Source organism: Paulownia witches'-broom phytoplasma (assembly GCF_019396865.1).
GTDB classification, from domain to species: domain Bacteria; phylum Bacillota_I; class Bacilli_A; order Acholeplasmatales; family Acholeplasmataceae; genus Phytoplasma; species Phytoplasma asteris.
Genome location: NZ_CP066882.1, coordinates 324,587 through 342,081, shown reverse-complemented (window position 1 = coordinate 342,081; position 17,495 = coordinate 324,587). Strand labels below are relative to the sequence as shown.

The window sequence follows — 17,495 nt, the reverse complement described above, 5'->3', positions numbered from 1 at the left end:
TATGAAAACACAATCTAATATGTTTGAAAAATTAAAAAAAATGCAAGAAGCAATTGAAAACGCCCAACAACAATTAGAATTACAAGAATTTATTGGCAAAGCAGGGGATGTAGAAATTGTTTTACAAGGCACCAAACAAGTCGTAGATGTTATTATTTCTCAAATTCACAGCAAAGCAATTCTCCAAGAAAGCGTTTTGTTGGCTTTTAATGTTGCTTTAAAAAAGTTAGAAAGAAAATCCAAAGAACTCATGCAAAAAGCATCTGGATATTTGATAGAATTCTAAAATTTTTACCCCCCCATATTTTGCATTTCTTTATTTTATTTAGCCCTTTTCCTTTCCTTTCTTTTCTTTTCTTTTTATTTTATCACTTATCATTATTTCCCAAATCCCAAACATTATTACATTAAAAGGAGGTATTTTATGAAAAAAACCAAAACTCTAAAATCACTTTTGGAAACTGCTTATGACATTATGAAAAAACATCACAATCCTGTTCCAGTCTATGATTTATTAAAACAAACATTGCAAAAACACCAAATCCCAAATAACAACCCCAATGTAGCTAATCAGCTTTATTTAGACATCGCTTTGAGCGGAAAATTTGTTTTTTGCGAAGACAATCAATTAATTATTAAAGAAAATAATAAACTTTTTTGGGATAAAGATTTTTTTGAAAAAACTCAAATTTCAAACGACGAACCTCTAGACGAAGATACCGATTTACAAGAATTAGATTTTGAGGATTTCCTTTCTGACAAAGACACTGCCCAAACTGACCCTCTTCAGAAGAACAAAACAAAGACGATGACAAAATTGAAGATGATATTGTTTTAGAAGAGAAAGATGATTATGAAGATCCATTAGAAGAAGAATACGAACATCTTTATGAAAAATAATTACTACTTTACAATTTGCATTTACAAACAACCAATCAATAATTATCAAGTTTTTTAAGTTCATTAATATCCTTTATTCTTGATGTATAAGGGATTTTTCCTTTTTTATTCCCCCCAACTCTAAACAACCAAAAATGGTTTAAGAAAAAACATTAGTAAAACGAGGTTAAATAATATGTTTTTAGGTTTTTACAATTATACAACTTATTTAACTTACCTAAATTTAATGAGTGGTTTTTGTGGCATTGGCTTTGGTGCTTGCGGCAAATACACTTCTGCTTTAATCTGCCTATTAATATCAGGCGTTTGTGATATGTTTGATGGTGTGGTAAGCCGAACCAAAAAAAATCGCAGTCATACAGAAAAAAGCTATGGCATTCAAATTGATTCTTTAGCCGATATAATAAGCTTTGGCGTCCTTCCTATTTTTATTAACTATTCTTTGAGTTTCAAAGGTGAAACTTCAACCCTAAAAGAAGAATTTTGGCTATTTGCACTTGTTTGGCTAGTTTGGGGCTTTTATCTTTTGGCAGCCTTAATTAGACTTGCTTATTATAATGTTTTAGCTGAAACCCAAAAATACGACTCTCAAAGCCCTTCTTATTTTACAGGTTTGCCCGTAACTGCAGCTGCTATTTTATTTCCTTTTTTATTTTTAGCTAAGTTTATTTGCAAAACTTGGGATTTCAAAAGTTTAGGTTTTATCGAACAAAGACCTACTTTTTTTTGGTTTCATTTTGCCTGCATGTTACTTTTAACTTTTTTATTTCTTTGTAAAAAAATCCATTTCCCCAAACCAAAAGCCAAAACTACAATAACAATTATTTTATTATTAGCACTAAATTTTATCCTATTTATGTTGCTTAAAATCTTATTAAAATATTTGTTACCAATGGCAATTACAAAGTGAGCGATTTACAATATGAAAATAGTTAATTTAGAAGGAAAAATTATTTGTCAAGACCCAACAAGTCGCCTGCAAAAATTTTTATACACAAACTTAGAAAAAAACTTTTGGAAAAGATGCCTTCTCAAAATTTTGATCACTAAACCTATTTCTTGGTTAGTTAATCTGTATTTTTATTCTCCTTGGTCACGCCAATACGCTTTGAAAATCATCGAACAACACCAAATTGATTTAAGCTTATTTGAAAAACAAAAATTTAGTTCTTATAATGATTTTTTTACAAGAAAATACAAAGAACTTGCTATTTCTCAAGACAACTTTGCTTTTATCAGTCCTTGTGAATCCAAATTAAGCATTTATCCTATCACCAAAAAAGCACTCTATTGCATCAAAGAAACCAATTACAGTTTAGTTGATTTGTTGCAAAATCCCACATTAGCTCAAGAATACGAGGAAGGCTATTTGCTTATTTTCCGCTTAGAACCCCATGATTATCACCGTTATCTTTTTGTAGACGAAGGTTTTTTTCAAATGTTTCCTTGCAAAATCAAAGGAAAATTACATACAGTAAATCCCATTGCCTTTGAAAGTTTTGATGTGTTTAAAACAAACACTCGCGAATATAGTATCTTACAAACCAAAAATTTTGGTAAAATAGTTCAAATAGAAGTAGGAGCCACATTGGTAGGAAAAATCCAAAATCATCCTTTACACACGTTTTCAAAAGGTCAAGAAAAAGGCTATTTTGATACAGGAGGTTCAACTATTATTATCTTAGTTAAAAAAAATATAGTTTCATTTGATCCTCGTATTTTAGAACACACCCAAAAAAGATATGAAACCCAAATCCCTATTTTAACTGTTATTGGTAAAAAAATAACTCCTACAAAGCCCCATCTAATCACTTATAAATCCTTCTCTGAACCCATTACACCCCAACCAAAATCAAATCAAAACTCCAATTGCACCACACAAGCCAATCATAAAGAAAGAGAAGTACAAAAACTTGAATAATAAAGATTTAAAAACCAAATTTATTTTTATTACTGGAGGAGTCGTTTCAAGCCTAGGAAAAGGCATCACTGCTGCTTCTATTGGACAAATTTTAAAAAATAGAGGTCTTAAAGTAAGTATTCAAAAACTAGATCCTTATATTAATATTGATCCTGGAACAATGAGCCCTTATCAACACGGTGAGGTCTTTGTCACTGATGATGGCGCTGAAACTGATCTTGATTTGGGTCATTATGAAAGATTTTTAGATGAAAACATGAGCAAAAAGTCAAATGTCACTGCAGGGCAAATTTATCAAAGTGTGATCAATAAAGAACGCGAAGGCAAATACTTAGGTAAAACCGTTCAAGTTATTCCACACATCACTGAAGAAATCAAACAAAAACTAATTGATGCTGCTCTTTTTCACAAATCAGATGTTGTTATTGTAGAAATTGGAGGCACCGTAGGAGACATTGAATCATCGCCTTTTTTAGAAGCCATCAGACAAGTGCGCTTTGATTTTGGTTATCACAATGTTTTGTATCTTCATACCACTTTAGTTCCTTATTTAAAAAAAGCTCAAGAAATCAAAACAAAACCTACCCAACACAGCGTTAAAGAATTACGTGCTTTAGGAATACAACCTCAAATTTTGGTCTTACGTAGTGAAGTTCCTATCAACCAAGAAACCAAAAATAAAATCGCTGCTTTATGTGACATCAATCCACAAGCTATTTTTGAAGCCTTAGATGTTGATATTTTATATCAAATGATTCTTAACTTTCATCATCAAGGAATCGATGATTTTATTTTGCAACATTTAAAACTTACTAATTTTTCAAACGCCGATTTGCAAGCCTGGCAACAACTAATTACACGCATCCAAAATTTAGAAAAAAAAGTAGTCATTGCTCTAGTGGGTAAATACATTGTTTTACATGATGCTTATTTATCAATCATAGAAGCTCTTAACCATGCTTCTTATCAATATAATTGTAAACTGGAAATTAAATGGATAGATGCTGAAAAAGTAACGCCAGACAATGTTTCTTCTTTGCTTGAAGACTATGATGGTATTTTAGTTCCTTATGGTTTTGGCAATCGCGCTATTGAAGGCAAAATTTTAGCCATTAATTATGCAAGAACTAACAATATTCCTTTCTTTGGGATTTGTCTAGGTATGCAGTTAGCAGTTATTGAATATGCCCGCAATGTGCTACATTTACAAGGCGCCAATTCTTTGGAAGTTGACGAAAAGACGCCGCATCCTGTAATTACTAAAAAAATAGTTTACAGCAATTTAGGAGGGACCCTGCGATTAGGTTCTTATCCTTGCCATCTTAAAGCGAACACCAAAAGTAAAGCTATTTATAATCAAGAAATAATTTATGAAAGACATCGTCATCGTTTTGAGATGAATCCTCATTATGTTGCTTTATTTGAAAAAAATAATGATTTTGTTGTTTCTGGAATAAATCAAGAACAAAAGCTTTGTGAAATTGTTGAGTTAAGAAGCCATCCTTGGTTTATTGCAGTACAATTTCATCCTGAGTTTTTGTCAAGACCATTAAAACCACATCCTTTATTTAAAGGGTTTGTTGAAGCGTCTTTATTAAATCAAAAAAATAAATAATTTATAAATGAAAAAAACTACCTTTTTAAGGTAGTTTTTTTCATATGTATAATAAAAAACACCCTTAATAAGGGTGTTTTTTATTTGGTTAAATTATTAACTTTTTCTTGGAGGTTTTTGGCATTATCGTTTTTAAATAATTTTTTTATATTTGAAAAAATTGTATCATCTGCTTTATTATCGTTTTTTTTAAATAATCTATAAGCAACGTCTTTTGCTTCAACAATTTTTTCGTATAGGTCTTTTACTACTTCGTATTCATTGCTAGTTAATTCTTTATAATATTCAATTACGTTTTTATTTACTGCTTCTAAATTAGTTTTAATGCTGGCAAGTTTGGAATTAACATTGCCTTTATTTTCTTCTTTTGTTAACTTTTCAACTGAATTATACAAATTTTGAGCTGCTTGTTTTGCCCAAACTTTTTTAGGAGAAAGCCAGTTAACAGGATTAAAAGAAATATAAAAACCTAACCCTACATAAAGAGTAACAGTAATAAAAATAATGCCAGTAATCATTTTTCCTCGTTTAGTTTCTAAAAATTTCATCTTTTTAATTCCTTTTTACTAGTTATTTTTCATAAATAAAATAATTAAAATACTAAAAAAATAATTACATAAGTAATTATAACACATAAAAAGAGTAAGCTTGACTTTTTGTTTGCCCAAACTGAGTGTTATTTTATTTTTTTAAAAAGTTTTGCTAAGGCTTTGTCTGCTTTTTCATCGGGTATAACTGTCAAAAATTTCTTTTTGCCAAGCAAAGTGTTGATGTAAAAAATAGAGGTTTTTTTAACACAAAGAGCTTCTTCAATTGTGTTTTTAATTTCTTCATGGCTAAATTCTTGGTCTTGATACCAATTTCTAACTAAGTCTAATTCGTTAGATGTAAGAGTTTGTCCTTTGTTGTGTTCTAAATATTCAATAGTTTGTTGGATTAAGGTAAGTTGGTTTTGGCGTTTGGATTCGCGAATTTGGTCTTGATAGATTTTTTCTAGCTTGGCAAAAGTGGGGTGTAGTGAAAAAACTTCAATAATTTTATGGTTTTTAGTTTCTTGGGAAAGGTCAAAAAAATCCTTTGACATTAATTGTTCTAAAATATGTTCTACTTCTTTTTTAGTGATTCCTGCTTTTTTGGCTAAGGTGTTGGACGAAAAGACGCGTTTTTTGGAAAAATCTAGTAAGAATAGCAAAATAGTTAGTTCAGGGTAGGTTAATCCTAATTTTTGGTATTCTTGAATTAACATTTTTTCTACTTGTAAAAAACCATCTTCGTAAAGTTTTTGAAACATAACCATATTATTATTGAAGCTCCTTTTCTTTGCCGCCTTTGTCGTTGAGTAGGTCTTTGGGCTTGGCAACTTTGGATAATGCTTGTTGGGCTGCTTTTTGCTCAGCGGCTTTTTTAGTGCTGCCTTCACCTGTTCCTAAAAGATTTTTTTCTAAATAAACTTCTGCTACAAATTTTTTAGAATGAGCAGGTCCTTGCTCTTGGACTATTTTATATTGGATAGCTTTTTTTTCTGACTGAACTATTTCTTGTAATTGAGTTTTAAAATCAATAATATAGATAGTTTTGGCTAAGTGAGGTAAGACAATATTATGAAAAACTTTTTTGGCTGTCAAATATCCTAAATCAAGATAAATAGCACCAAATAAGGCTTCAAAAGTATCTGCCATAATACTTTTAGCATTAAAATCTTTGTTTTTTTCGCCTTTGCCTAAAAGAAGATAATTTTGCAATTCAATGTTTTGAGCGTAGATGGTAAGTGACCTTTCACACACCGCTTGAGCTCTTTTTTTAGTCATAATGCCTTCGTCTTCTTTGGATTGGGAATAAAGATAGTCAGCCATAAGTAAGCCTACGATGGCATCTCCTAAAAATTCAAGTCTTTCGTTGTCTTCTTGGGGTGGGTTTTGTTCGTTAGAATAAGAGCTGTGGGTAAGAGCTTGTTTGTAAAGGGCAAGGTTTTGGGGAGTGATATTGAGGGTTTGAAAAAGAGTTTGGATGTTTTTCATAGGGATTGGCTTTCTTTGGTGGTTTCAGAATTTTTGGGCGTTTCAGAGGTTTTGGGAGCTGTGTTTGTTGTTGATGCTTGTTTACTTTGGGTTTCTTTGTTTTTTGCACTTTCTAAGGAATGAGCAATTTTTTGATTTACTTGGGCTTTAATTAGTTTTTGAGCTTGTAAAATAGCTTGGCAAAAAGCGTAAGCTTGGGAAGAGCCGTGAGCTTTAATGACAATTTTGTTAAGTCCTAAAAGCATAGCTCCTCCAATTTGGCGTGGGTCTAGTTGGTTTTTTAATTGTTGTAGTGGTTTTTGAAATAAAGTTTTAGTGGCCATTTTTTTGATAAGATTTTTAGTAAGGATAGTTTTTAAGTGGTTCATTAAATTAAGCATTGTGCCTTCATAAGTTTTTAAGGCGATGTTGGCAGTAAATCCATCACTTAATAAAATGTCTGCTGAAGTAGTAAGAAGGTTTTGAGGTTCTTCGTTACCGCCAAAATTAAGATTGGAGTCTTGGGATAAAAGTTGGTAAGTTTCAAGTTCCAAAGCTCTTCCTTTGTTAGGCTCTGTTCCGATGTTAAGTAGTTTTATTTGGGGATTTGGAATTTCTAAAATTTCTTTGGCAATAATGGTGGCATAATTTGCAAAAGTGTGCAAATGCTGGGGTTTTAGTTCGGTGTTAGCGCCTGCATCTAACAAAATTCTTGTGCGATTATCAAAGGAATTAAACATAGGGGCAATGGCAATTCTTTGCATTAAAGGCATTTTTTTAAGAATAAGATGACTTGCTAAGACCAAAATTTGGGTAGCGCCTGCCGAAACTACTCCTTGAACCTCATCTTGTTTGGCTGCTTCAAGCGCTAAAAATAAAGAAGCGTTGGGAGTGGCTTTTAATTGGTCTCTTATATTTTTGTCGGCTGATCTTAAAAAATAAGGGGTGTGTTTGATAGTAATTTGGTTGTTGCCAAAAAAAGGAGTTTTTTCAATAAGTGGAGTTATTAATTTTTGATTGCCATATAAAACGACGTGAAGTTCTTTATTTTTATTTAAGGCAAGCAAGGTTCCTTTGACAATTTCTAATGGGGCAAAATCGCCTCCCATGGCATCTATTGCTATTTTAATCATAAAAAAGCTCCTTTCTGTTGTGCATTGTTTTTGTAATTTGATTTTGTTTTTGTTTTTTAGATTAAATCTATTTGTTCTAAATAAAACGTTTGAGGGTTTTTAAGTTTGGGGTTCATTAAAAAGTATTTTATTTTTACCAAATCGTAATATAGAGGCAAAAAATAAAAATAGGGCTAAATCATAATTTGATTGTTTCTTTTGTGAAGTGTTGAAAAATTATAATCCATCATAATAAATTACTTTGATAATAATTATCTTCTAGCCTTTTTGAGTTAAAATTTCAAAGCATTTGCAATTAAAAGAAATTTCAGAAAAAGCATTATCAAAATAATTTTCAAGTTGCAATTAATAAGTCTTGGCAAAAATGTGGCAAAAATAAAAAAAATAAAGAGGCAAATAATGATATCAAAAGATTGGTTGACAAATAATTATAGAAACAAAAAGATAATTTAGAACAAATTAATGATAAATTTATTACAAATATTTTTTTATCAAAATAAAATTTATAATAATTTGCTATAATAGTAAATGAAATGTTAAATAAAAAAAACTACATTAAACAGTTCAATATTATTTTATCATATTAGGAGATAATTTCATTATTTTAAGTTTTTAAATAATGAATTAAACTTGAAAAGTAACGATTTTATCAACAAAAAATTGTAAAAGGAAGTGTTAGAAAATGGAATGCATGCAACAAGCAATCGTTAAAAATTTTTATTTAGAAGTAAAAGTTAGATATTTAAAACAAAATGGTAGTTCAAAAAGACAATGGTTTGCTACTAATGTTTGTGTAGGAACTGATAATTGTAAACAAAAATATGATGAAGTTCTTATGAATTTTACTCATATTGACGCTGATAATCCTGAGTTTTTTTTGCAACCCGGACAAGTTATTAAAGTGTTAGAAGGAAAAGTTAAGCAAAGTAAATGTGGTACTGTTTCTGAAGTTTGGTTAGATGTAGATAGTTTTCGCCAAACTGATGAAGAAGAAAAAAGCAAAATCAACTTCGTATAAGCGGAGTTGATTTTTTTATTATATAAGGGATGTTTTTGGGTGTGATTTTGAATTATTCTATATTTCAAATATTTTTTTGATATGCCAAAAAGATTAAAAAGAATTTTTATTTAAAAACAACTTAGCTACATTATTGCTTGTTTGAGTAGCAACACATTGCAAAGAAATATTTCTTAATTGAGCAATTTTTTGGGCAATTAATTTGATATGATAAGGCTCATTGGTTTCATTTTGAAACGGATAAGGAGTTAAATAAGGACAATCAGTTTCTAATAAAATTTTATCTAGGGGAATAGTTTTTGCAATTTCGTGGGCAACTTGGGCATGAGGATAAGTAACAACTCCTCCAATTCCAATGTAAAAACCTAGTTCCAAAGCTTTTTTGGCTTCTTCTAAACTAAAAACTAAACAATGAAAAACTCCTCTAACTTGATTGCGATAAGGTAGTAAAAGTTGATAAATTTCTTCAAAAGATTTGCGTGCATGAATAATAATAGGTAAGTTATATTGGATAGCAATTTTAACTTGGGCTTGAAAAAACTTTTTTTGGACAGCTAAATTATCTTGTCTGTGATGAAGATCAAGGCCAATTTCTCCTATAGCAACTGTTTGCGGATGATTGAGGTATTTGATGATGCTTTCGGGAGTTTCTTGGGAAAAATCAGAACAAGGATGAATCCCAAAAGCTACCATTACTTCTTTATATTTATTAGCGATTTCATATGCTTTTTGGTTAGTGTTTTCATCCATGCCTATAACAATCATTTTTTTGACGTCATTATTCCAAGCTTTTTGAAAAACATCATCTAATTTATTTTTATATGTTTTAAGATTGAGATGAGCGTGAGTGTCTATTAACATTTTAATGTATTCCTTTTTTTGATTTTAAGGGGTTGGAAAATGGTTATTTTGTTGTTATTTATAAGTTTTAAAAAATGGTAAATATAAAAAGATTAAAGAAGTGATTTTAGATTTGTCAATTTCATAGGGTAAATTATTTTGCAAGGTTAAAAGTAATAATAATTTATAATTAGATATATAAGAAAGCAAAAAAAAATTTATTTAATAAATGTTGGGCTTTTAATCTTTATTTTTCTTATTCTTTTTTTGGTTTTCATAATAAAAAATACTAATAGCAAATAAATTATGTTTTTTGAGATTTTTGATAAAATCTTATTCAAAATAAGCAAAACCTAACCATTTAAAAAATTTAACATATAAAAACCATAAAACACTATATGAATATAAAGTAAAATAGATATAAAAACAAATAAAATAAGTTAAAGAAATATAAAATAAGTTAAAGAAATATAAAATCAAAATTTTGCCAATGTTTCTTTTTTTAATTCCACACTAAAAAATAGTGCTAAAATCATTAGTATAACAGCTAAAACAAAAAAAGCAACAAACTATTTTAGTTTTTTCTCTTTAGAATTAAAACCTATATTGCCATCATACATACATGCTTTAAAATCTGGCCTAATAGATTCACCAAAATCAATATTTTGAAGTGTTTCCCCTTGTTAGGGTCTTTATTAAACAAATTCTTTACCTTGGGATCATTTAAATCCAATATAAAAAGGAATGCCAGAAAGAGTCAAAAATGGCAACAAATAAATAAAAGGTAAACTTAATGCCCAATATTTATCTGGGATTGTAAATATTTTGGCTTTTTCGAGAAAACCTATGGTAAAATCTGCAAATAATAAGATAAAAAATAAAACTTTTCTAATGGTATATTTAGTAATCATTTATCATCTCCTTTTATTCAAAAATATTTGAGGATTTAATATTTAATGTTGTGCTTTATCTTTATTTTTATTTTGCTTTTTTATTTCGCTTCGTTTTCTTTTTCTTTTTTGGGTTTTCATAATTGTATCACCCATTTAAGGAAAAAGAACCTATTAAAGGTTCTTTTTTGTTAAAAGATCAAATAATAATTATGCATGAATTGGTTTGTCAACGGCTCCTAAAAGAGCTTCAAAAGTAAGTTCTGATAAGGTAGGATGAGGATGAATTGCTTGAGATAGTTCGTAAGCAGTTCCTTCAAGTTCCATTCCTACAGCCATTTCACTAATTAATTCAGTAGCATTGTAAGCATAAATATGCATTCCTAAAATTTCTAAATGTTTTTTGCAAACAATTAATTTAGCAAAACCTTCTTTTTCGCCATCAGCTAAAGATTTGCCAACAGCTCCCAGAGATATTTTAGAAACTTTATAATCCATTTGTTTTTCTTTGGCTTCTTGTTCGGTCATGCCAATAGAAGCAATTTCAGGAAAACCATAAATACAAGCAGGAACACGGTCATAATTAATGGGATGTGCTTTTTGTTCTAAAGCGTGAGTCACAGCTACAATACCTTCATGACTTGCCACGTGAGCTAACATGTGTTTGCCGTTTACATCACCAATAGCATATACTCCAGGAATTGAAGTTTGACAAAAATTATCAGTTTGGACGCTATTGCGGTTGAGGGCTAAATTTAATTTTTCTAAGCCTGCAAGATTGGCTTTGGTGCCTACAGCCATTAAAATAACATCCGAAGTAATTGTTTTGGCATTGCCTTTTTGAGTGTAGGTAGTTTGATTGTCATTAATTTTAGTTACTTCTACTTGAGTCAAAATTTGGATACCGTCTGCTTGAAGTTTTTTAGTGTATGCAACAACAACGTCCCTATCCATACCATTTAGAATAGTGTCTTGTCTTTCTAAAATAGTCACTTCGCTACTAAAAGAATTAAAAATAGTTGCAAATTCTACTCCAATAACACCGCCTCCTACAATAGTAACTTTGGAAGGATAGCTTTCTAGTTGTAGTAATTCTTTACTAGTTTTAAGAATGCCTTTTTGATAACCTTCTTGGGCACCTGGAATAGGTGGAACAAAAGCGGTACTGCCTGTTGCAATAATTAATTTTTGGGTGTGCAATAATTTAGTGTCTACTTGGACTTCACAAGGAGAAAGAACACTTGCAAAACCATGGTAAAAATCAATTTTATTTTTTTTCAGGAGAAAAGATATACCTGTAGTAAGTTGAGCAACAATTTTATTTTTGCGTGATAAAATGGAGGACCAATCAAAAGAAACGCCGTTTTGTACTTTAATTCCAAAATCAGCACAACGTTTGATATCTTTATACATTTTGGCACTTTTTAAATAAGCTTTGGTAGGGATACAGCCATAATTAAGACAAATACCACCTAATTTATGTTTTTCTACTAAAGCAACTTTAGCACCCATTTGAGCAGCTTTAATGGCAGCAACGTATCCACCAGGGCCTCCACCAATCACTAAAACATCATAATTTTTCATAATTTGCCCTTGGTCTTTCTGTTAGGATAAAAGCAATAAAGTAGGAGTATTTAGCAATTCTTTAACGCGTTTTAAAAATCTACCGCCATCAGCACCATCAATAATACGGTGGTCAATTGCTAAGGAAAGAGGAAGCATGTCTGCAATTACAATTTGACTGTTTTCAACTACAGGTTTTTTGGTGATTTTTCCTACTCCTAAAATAGCTAATTCAGGGTAATTGATAACTGGAGTGCCGTAAGTAATATCGATAGAACCAAAATTAGTGATAGTAAAAGTTCCGTTTTGAAGCTGATTTAATTCTACTTTTCTTTCGGTAGTGGCTTTGGCTACTTGTTGTAATTGTTGTGCCATTTCTAAAAGGGTTAATTTGTTAGCATCTTTGATGTTAGGAACGATTAGACCGTCTTTGGTATCAACTGCTACTCCTAAATTAATGAATTTTTTGTAAGTCACTTCTTCTTTAACGTCATCATAACTAGCGTTAAATACTGGGAATTCTTGTAAGGCAATCGCTACTGCTTTCATGATAAAAGCCATAAAAGTTAATTTGATTCCTTGCGATTGTGCTTGATCTTTGGCTTGTTTGCGTAGTGTTACTAAAGCAGTAATGTTTACTTCGTCCATTAGAGTAGTTTCTGGGATTTTGCCTTTGGAAAGAACCATTTTTTGGGCGATGGCTTTTCTGAGGCGAGAAATTTTTACTACTTCTGTTTCTTGGCTAGATGTGGCAAAAGTTGGGGTGGGGGTTGGTTGTTCTTGGACAAAAGGGGTTGTTGGTTGTGGTGTTTGTGTTTGTGGTTGAGTTTGTAAAGGGTTAGTTGCGTTTTGTACATCTACTTTTAAGATTTTTCCATTTACACCTGTTCCTTTAATGGTTGAAAGGTCAAGTCCTAGTTCTTTGGCTAGACTTTTTACTAATGGAGTAGCAAGTACTTTTTGAGGTGGTAAAGAGGTTTTTGCGGATGTTTGTGCTTGTTGGGTGTCGTTTTTTTCTGTAGCAGCAGTTTCATTAGGGTTTTGAGAAGAAAACTTTTTAACATCTGCATCAGTGTCACCTGGTTCTTGGATTAAAACGATAGTATCTCCTACGCAAATAATTTCACCTTCATTAAGGTCTCTTTTTAAGATTTTTCCTGCTACAGGAGAAGTTAGTTCAACGTCTAATTTGTCAGTTTCAACTTTAACTAAAACATCACCTTCTTTTACTTGGTCGCCCACTTTAAAAAACCATCTTGTAATTGTACCTTCATGAATGCCTTCGCCGACATCAGCAAATTTAAATTCAAACATATTTTTATCTCCTTGATTATAATGCAGTTTAGTTTGGTTGGGGTTTGTTGTTTGGTTTTTAAGTTTTTAATTTTTATTTTGGTATGTGTTTTGGTTGGTGGTTATGGTTGTGATTGTGGTTTTTAGTTTTATTTAGAGATTTTAAGTTTTTAATTTGATTTGGAAGTAGTTTTAATGTGTTGTTTTTCGGGACAAAAGAAAAGGGTTGGTTTGCCTTTATATTTTTATATCCTTATATCTTTTTGTTATCTTATTCGCAAACCACTTTTTTAATAGCATCAGCTATTTTTTCAGGGCTTAAAAACTGATAATGTTCTGCTTTGGCTAAAGGCATTGTGATATCATTTCCAGTAACTCTGGCAGGAGCTGCATCTAGGTATAAGAAAGCTTGTTCGTTAACTAAAGCCATTAATTCTCCTGCAGGTCCGTAAGTTTTACATGCTTCATGAACTACTAAAAAGCGTCCAGTTTTTTTAACAGATGTAATTACAGTTTCTCTGTCAATAGGATTAATAGTTCTTAAATCAATTAGTTCTACGGAAACATTAGGATCAAGTTGTTTAAGGGCTAATAGTGTTTCTGGTACCATTGCTCCCCAAGCTACAACTGTAATGTCTGTGCCTTCTTGAACGACTTTGGCTTTACCGATTTGGACTTCGTAATCTGTTTCGGGCACTTCTTGACGTAAACCACGATAAATTCTTTTAGGTTCCATGTAGACTACTGGATCAGGGTCGTTAATAGCAGCCATTAATAAACCTTTAGCGTCGTAAGGATTAGATGGAATAACTACTTTAAGACCAGGAACAGAGCCTAAAATTACTTCTAATGATTCGGAGTGATGTTCTAAGGATTTTACCCCTCCACCAACTGGGACTCTTACTACCATAGGTACTGTGTAATTACCACGACTACGGTTGCGCAAACGGGCTGCGTGGGCAAATAGGTCTTCTAGTCCTACAAAAATAAAACCATCAAATTGGATTTCTGCAACTGGTCGCATGCCGTTAATGGCAAGTCCGATAGCACTTCCGATAATAGAAGATTCAGCAATAGGGGCATTAAAAACGCGAGTTTCTCCGTGTTTGTCTTGTAGGCCTTTAGTTACGCGGAAAACGCCGCCTAATTTTCCTACATCTTGTCCAAAAAGAACTACTCGAGGATCTTTTGCTAACTTGCTATCTAAAGTTTGATTAATTGCATCTAGTAATGTCATTGAAGCCATTATTATTTACCTTCCTTTGTTTTGAAAAAAGCTTTGCATTCTTCGTATTGTTCTTCTAATTGAGGAGTCATTTTTTCATAAGTGTATGCAAAAATATCTTTAATATCGATGTTGTTGCCTGTTTGTTCTACTTTTTGGTGCGCTAAAACAACTTCTTCTTGGGCTTCTTTTTCAAATTGTTCTACTTGTTTTTGAGTTAGATAACCTTTATTCATCAAGTATTTTTGAAAACGTACAATTGGGTCTTTTTTGCGCCACTCTAATTCTTCTTCTTTGCTACGGTAAACAGAAGCATTATCATTAGTGGAGTGTGCTTCTAGACGATAAGAAACATTTTCAATTAAAGTAGGTCCGTTTCCTTTGCGCGCTTCGTTAAAGGCTTCTTGGGCTGCTACATAAACAGCTAAAATGTCGTTGCCGTCTACTTGCATGCCAGGAATTCCACAAGCATAACATTTTTGAGCTAAAGTTTTAGCTTTGGATACTTTGTTACGAGGATTAGAAATAGAATACTGGTTATTTTGAATAAATACTACTAATGGTACTCCAAAAACAGCAGCATAGTTAAGACCTGCATTAAACTCTTCGTGTGCAGTTCCTCCGTCTCCAATAGTTGCAATAGTTACTTCTTTTTTATTTTGCATTTTGCTTGCTAAGGCAAGACCTGCTCCTAAATTAACACTAGAGCCAATAATAATGTTAGCTGGTAAAATACGCAACTTAGGGTCTAGTTGAGAACCTTTTTCATTGCCATACCAGTAAAGATAAAATTGTTCTAAAGAAACTCCACGGTAAAGAAAAATTCCTGCATCACGATAATAAGGTGATACCCAATCTTGGGGTTCTAAGGCAGCAGCGACACCTACTTGAGATGCTTCTTGCCCTGAGTTAAGTAAATAGTTTCCCATACGTCCCTGGCGTTGATATTTTAAGGCTGCTAAATCAGCTTGTCTACCTAAAACCATTGTTTTATACATTTTTAATAAAACATCTTTAGATAATTTTGGTTCTAATTCAGGTTGAACAAGGTTGCCATTTTCGTCAAGTATTTGGAATTGTTTGCCTTTTAGGGGGTCGTACACATTCGTTAACATTGTAATACTCCTTATTTTATTTATATTAGTTTGTTTTTGATTAAATGTATTATATCTTTATTTTGTTACTAAATATAATTAATTTAGTGTTATTTGATAATATACATCTACACTTAAATTGTACTTGAAATTAAGACAAATGATGAAACAAAATAATGAAAATTGCAAGTTTAAGAGATAAAAAAAATACCATATATTATAATATATGGTATTTCAATTAATATTTATTTATTGTTGATAATGTCAACTGGTTTTTTGTTAGACCATTTATAAATAATGAAAGATATAAATAGTAGAGTCATTAAAAAGACATAACTAAATGATAATAAATTAAATAAAAGGACTCTTACAAAAGGATTGAAAGCTAAATATGGTGATGTAAACCATAATAAAATGCCTTTATTTTTCGAATTTACTAAAGAATTAAAGAAAACCATAATCTCATTTTCACTTTCAAAATTGGGCAACGGTTTCATATCGAAAGATGAAAATAATATAGATGCATCTTTAAACCAAAGTAAAATACTTAATAATAATACAAAAGTTAAAACCATTTGAAATAAAGCAAAAAAGAATGCTTCAACTAAAAAGATTTTACCAACATTAACACCATTAGAACCCAAAGCTCTTAGAATACCCATTTTTTTATTTTGAAGTTTGGCACTCATAGAAAAATAAAGCATAATCATAGCACCTGGAATAGATAAAATCCAAACCCAGAACATAGGGCTACTTATAATTTGAATAGTTTTAACAGCTATTTGCGCAACACCAACAAACAAATATAATTCTCCATATCCTTTATATCCTTCAAATAATTCATACATTTGATATATTTTATCACAGATTCCGAACCATTTATAACTCAAAAATGTAAAAGCAAAAAACATAAAAATAAAAGTTGCAATAGCAGTTACTAAAACAGCCAATGCCAAGAAAAACTTTTTGTTTTTAAAACTCTTTAAAGCAGCCTTAGCAACAAACGAAAAAGGCAAACAACTAGGAAAAGATACAAAATCAGTATCTTGTTGTAATACTTTAGTCTCATCAGTTTTATCAAAGTTTTCTAAAGCAGGATTTTTAGTTAAGTTAGTTAAGTTTGCAATCATTTCAGTTGTAAGAACTTGACCTTCTTTAAATACTTGTTTTTTGTCTTTGCTTTTTTTAGTAGTGTCTTTTTTTCTTGTCATATCTGATATGACTTTACCATCTTTACATTCTAAAATACGATCAGCATATTTATAAGCATTTTCGCTATCATGAGATACAATAACTACTAATTTTTCTTTACTTAAATTTTGAAGTAAATCAAAAACTTGGGTGCCTGTTTCTGAATCTAGATTTCCTGTAGGCTCATCAGCAAAGACCATTTTAGGATTTTTCACCAAAGCACGAACAATAGCAACACGTTGTTTTTGTCCTCCTGAAAGTTCATTAACTCTTCTATTTAGGAATGAAACATCCAATCCTACTTGATTCATTAAATCATTAATTAAGGCAACATCTGTTTTTTTATTTTGTAATTGTAATGTTAAGACAATATTTTCAAATACATTCATATCTTCTATTAAGTTGAATTCTTGGAAAATAAAACCAATCATTCCATTACGATAATTATCTAAATATTTTTGATTAAAAGTTGTAATAGGAACTTTGCATACTTCAACTACGCCGCCGTTTGCAACATCAATGCCTGTTAAAACATTTAATAAAGTAGATTTACCAGAACCTGATTTACCTAAGATAAAAACCATACCTTTATCAGGTAATTTTAAAGAAACGTCTTGTAAGGCCATCGTCATATTACCGCGTTTAGTAACGTAATTTTTGCTTAAATGGTTGACATTAAACATTTTTAAAGACTCCTTTAGTTGTTTTGTTGTTTTATTGATTAAAAAAAATTATAATTATACAAATGTAAAAAGGCAAAAAGATAAAAAGGGTAAAAAACTAATTTAACTACCCTATTATTTTACTTATTTTAC

Annotated in this window: 17 protein-coding genes; 6 read left to right on the top strand and 11 right to left on the bottom strand. The window is 30.9% G+C overall.

What is annotated here, in order from left to right; translation table 11 throughout:
• The first annotated feature begins 1 nt into the window (after position 1).
• From HGD80_RS01755 to HGD80_RS01735, 5 genes are all read left to right on the top strand, one after another.
• Entirely contained in the window at positions 2 to 286 is a 285-nt protein-coding gene (locus tag HGD80_RS01755) for a YbaB/EbfC family nucleoid-associated protein (RefSeq protein WP_219475389.1), read from the top strand.
• A gap of 138 nt (positions 287 to 424) precedes the next feature.
• The gene (gene rpoE / locus HGD80_RS01750; protein WP_225904416.1) at positions 425 to 838 is read left to right on the top strand and encodes a DNA-directed RNA polymerase subunit delta; all 414 of its coding nucleotides are present in this window, start codon (positions 425 to 427) and stop codon (positions 836 to 838) included.
• Positions 839 to 1,075: 237 nt separating this feature from the next.
• Positions 1,076 to 1,810, top strand: coding sequence for a CDP-alcohol phosphatidyltransferase family protein (locus HGD80_RS01745; RefSeq protein ID WP_219475387.1), 735 nt, complete (start codon positions 1,076 to 1,078; stop codon positions 1,808 to 1,810).
• 12 nt (positions 1,811 to 1,822) lie between these two features.
• Positions 1,823 to 2,821, top strand: a complete 999-nt coding sequence (locus HGD80_RS01740; RefSeq protein WP_219475386.1) for a phosphatidylserine decarboxylase — start codon at positions 1,823 to 1,825, stop codon at positions 2,819 to 2,821.
• Positions 2,814 to 4,436 carry a CTP synthase gene (locus tag HGD80_RS01735; RefSeq protein WP_219475384.1) on the top strand — a complete coding sequence of 541 codons (1,623 nt, stop codon included), beginning with the start codon at positions 2,814 to 2,816 and terminating at the stop codon, positions 4,434 to 4,436. The genes HGD80_RS01740 and HGD80_RS01735 overlap by 8 nt, the downstream gene beginning before the upstream one ends.
• An 80-nt stretch (positions 4,437 to 4,516) precedes the next feature.
• Here the strand turns inward: HGD80_RS01735 and HGD80_RS01730 are convergent, their stop codons facing one another.
• The 4 genes from HGD80_RS01730 to plsX all read right to left on the bottom strand — a co-directional run bounded on the left by HGD80_RS01730 (position 4,517) and on the right by plsX (position 7,566).
• A complete protein-coding gene (locus tag HGD80_RS01730) occupies positions 4,517 to 4,984 on the bottom strand; it encodes a hypothetical protein (RefSeq protein ID WP_219475381.1) in 468 nt (155 codons plus the stop codon).
• A 128-nt stretch (positions 4,985 to 5,112) separates the two neighbouring features.
• On the bottom strand, positions 5,113 to 5,733 hold the full coding sequence (locus HGD80_RS01725; protein ID WP_219475376.1) for a DnaD domain protein: 621 nt from the start codon (positions 5,731 to 5,733) through the stop codon (positions 5,113 to 5,115).
• A 4-nt stretch (positions 5,734 to 5,737) separates the two neighbouring features.
• Positions 5,738 to 6,454: a ribonuclease III gene (gene rnc / locus HGD80_RS01720; RefSeq protein ID WP_219475372.1), complete on the bottom strand. Its 717-nt coding sequence runs from the start codon at positions 6,452 to 6,454 to the stop codon at positions 5,738 to 5,740.
• Entirely contained in the window at positions 6,451 to 7,566 is a 1,116-nt protein-coding gene (gene plsX, locus HGD80_RS01715; RefSeq protein WP_219475369.1) for a phosphate acyltransferase PlsX, read from the bottom strand. The genes rnc and plsX overlap by 4 nt, the downstream gene beginning before the upstream one ends.
• 691 nt (positions 7,567 to 8,257) lie before the next feature.
• Between plsX and HGD80_RS01710 the strand changes: the two genes are divergently transcribed.
• Entirely contained in the window at positions 8,258 to 8,584 is a 327-nt protein-coding gene (locus HGD80_RS01710) for a hypothetical protein (RefSeq protein ID WP_041624979.1), read from the top strand.
• Between the two features lie 93 nt (positions 8,585 to 8,677).
• Here the strand turns inward: HGD80_RS01710 and HGD80_RS01705 are convergent, their stop codons facing one another.
• The 7 genes from HGD80_RS01705 to HGD80_RS01675 form a co-directional block, all read right to left on the bottom strand.
• Positions 8,678 to 9,445, bottom strand: a complete 768-nt coding sequence (locus HGD80_RS01705; RefSeq protein ID WP_219475367.1) for a TatD family hydrolase — start codon at positions 9,443 to 9,445, stop codon at positions 8,678 to 8,680.
• Between the two features lie 698 nt (positions 9,446 to 10,143).
• Positions 10,144 to 10,335 carry a hypothetical protein gene (locus tag HGD80_RS01700; protein ID WP_219475365.1) on the bottom strand — a complete coding sequence of 64 codons (192 nt, stop codon included), beginning with the start codon at positions 10,333 to 10,335 and terminating at the stop codon, positions 10,144 to 10,146.
• Positions 10,336 to 10,524: 189 nt separating this feature from the next.
• The gene (lpdA, locus tag HGD80_RS01695; RefSeq protein WP_219475363.1) at positions 10,525 to 11,898 is read right to left on the bottom strand and encodes a dihydrolipoyl dehydrogenase; all 1,374 of its coding nucleotides are present in this window, start codon (positions 11,896 to 11,898) and stop codon (positions 10,525 to 10,527) included.
• 21 nt (positions 11,899 to 11,919) lie between these two features.
• Complete coding sequence (locus HGD80_RS01690; protein WP_219475360.1) at positions 11,920 to 13,191, bottom strand: dihydrolipoamide acetyltransferase family protein; 1,272 nt, start codon at positions 13,189 to 13,191, stop codon at positions 11,920 to 11,922.
• Between the two features lie 250 nt (positions 13,192 to 13,441).
• A complete protein-coding gene (locus tag HGD80_RS01685; RefSeq protein WP_219475358.1) occupies positions 13,442 to 14,416 on the bottom strand; it encodes an alpha-ketoacid dehydrogenase subunit beta in 975 nt (324 codons plus the stop codon).
• Positions 14,417 to 14,418: 2 nt separating this feature from the next.
• Positions 14,419 to 15,510: a pyruvate dehydrogenase (acetyl-transferring) E1 component subunit alpha gene (gene pdhA, locus HGD80_RS01680; RefSeq protein ID WP_219475356.1), complete on the bottom strand. Its 1,092-nt coding sequence runs from the start codon at positions 15,508 to 15,510 to the stop codon at positions 14,419 to 14,421.
• Between the two features lie 224 nt (positions 15,511 to 15,734).
• Positions 15,735 to 17,363: an ABC transporter ATP-binding protein gene (locus HGD80_RS01675; protein WP_219475354.1), complete on the bottom strand. Its 1,629-nt coding sequence runs from the start codon at positions 17,361 to 17,363 to the stop codon at positions 15,735 to 15,737.
• Between the last annotated feature and the right edge of the window lie 132 nt (positions 17,364 to 17,495).